Origin of the sequence: Vibrio sp. 10N.286.49.E11 (genome assembly GCF_041469505.1) — a bacterium.
GTDB classification, from domain to species: Bacteria; Pseudomonadota; Gammaproteobacteria; order Enterobacterales; family Vibrionaceae; genus Vibrio; species Vibrio crassostreae_C.
Genome location: NZ_JBFRKQ010000100.1, coordinates 1 through 1334, shown reverse-complemented (window position 1 = coordinate 1334; position 1334 = coordinate 1). Strand labels below are relative to the sequence as shown.

At 42.9% G+C, this 1334-nt stretch carries 1 protein-coding gene; it reads right to left on the bottom strand.

The features are described 5' to 3' along the window. Window positions 1-231 precede the first annotated feature (231 nt). A complete protein-coding gene (locus tag AB4167_RS20620; protein ID WP_102321104.1) occupies window positions 232-1263 on the bottom strand; it encodes an IS110 family transposase in 1032 nt (343 codons plus the stop codon). Window positions 1264-1334 lie beyond the last annotated feature (71 nt).

Here is a 1334-nt window from a genome sequence, read left to right as displayed (position 1 = left end):
TATATGGAATCCACGTATTTACAAAGTGATTTTGGCAATAAAAGTTAAGATGCGGTCGTATATTCGGCTTCTTATTGAAGGAGCTACCCTCTAGCCTTTGATGTTTTGCGCACCTACTGTCCTTATCGCGTTAGCAGCTTTTTACAGCATGACAGAATGGCCAGGTTCTCAGTAGGTTGGTCTTACCTTTTATGCATCATCATTTTGTAAAATTTAAAAATTTGGTAGTGATTAATGAGTGAGTAATACTGGTTTATATTCAGTCTCATACCGAAGCATTGCCCACGCAGTACGTACCACTTTGTTAGCCAGTGCAATGCAGGCCTTCTTGAAGCCGATACGATCTATGATGTTCCTCAACCAAGCGTCCTTCTGAGTCTTCGGTTTTTCGGGTAGTCGCCCAACGTATGACATTGCGCCAAGATAAAGAAGCGAGCGTAGCTCCTTCACACCACCGCATTTATCGATCCCAATCATAAAAACTTTGCCTCCTGAACTGTGCTGTTTAGGTGTAAGACCAACAAATGCTGAAGCTTGTCTTCCATTCTTGAACTGCTTTCCATCACCAAGAGTTGTATAGAGCATCGCAGCAGTTGTTTCACCAACCCCTTCAATGCCCATTAATCGTTGGCACGGCTCTATCTGACGGGTTAAAGCATTTTTCTCTTTTTCGAATGCGATGAGTTTTGCTTTAAGTTCTTTATATTGCTCCCAAAGCATCGACAGAACGGATACGACATTGGAGGGTATTGGTGTATCGCCATCAAGCACGGTTTGAACCGACGCTTTTAAGCCTTTTTCACCTCTAGGGTTTGCTATCCCGTAGCCCAAAATTGTCCCTCTAATGTGAAGAGCTAGGGAAACAACACTACGAGATAAGAATCTACGGCTAGTTTCTAAAGAATGCATAGCTTGTTGTTCCAATGACTTTGGACGACTGTACTTGATACCAATTTGTATAGCGGCGTTAGCGATGGCGAGAGCATCATTATGATCCGTTTTATGACCTTCTAGGTATCCTTTCACCTTCTTAGGGTTAATGATTCGGACTTCATGCCCAAGTTTTTCTGCTAATTGCCCCCAGTAATGGCAACCGCAACAACCTTCCATGGCGACAATCGAAGGCTTAGCCTTTGCCAAGAACTCTTTCATCTTCTGGCGACTCAGAGGTTTATTGGACATTAGCTCACCATGAATGCTGATATGGCAGGCTTGAAGAACATTTTTTGCTAAGTCGATAGCGATAACATTTTTAGTCAACATATTGGAACCCTCGGTTTTTTCTCACACTCCTAAGTCTAGATTGCTAAGGAGGGAGTGGATTCCATACATCA

What these genes read in the sequence shown, in the direction of transcription:
- AB4167_RS20620 (WP_102321104.1), bottom strand. Translation starts at nt 1,263, where the DNA reads ATGTTGACTAAAAATGTTATCGCTATCGACTTAGCAAAAAATGTTCTT.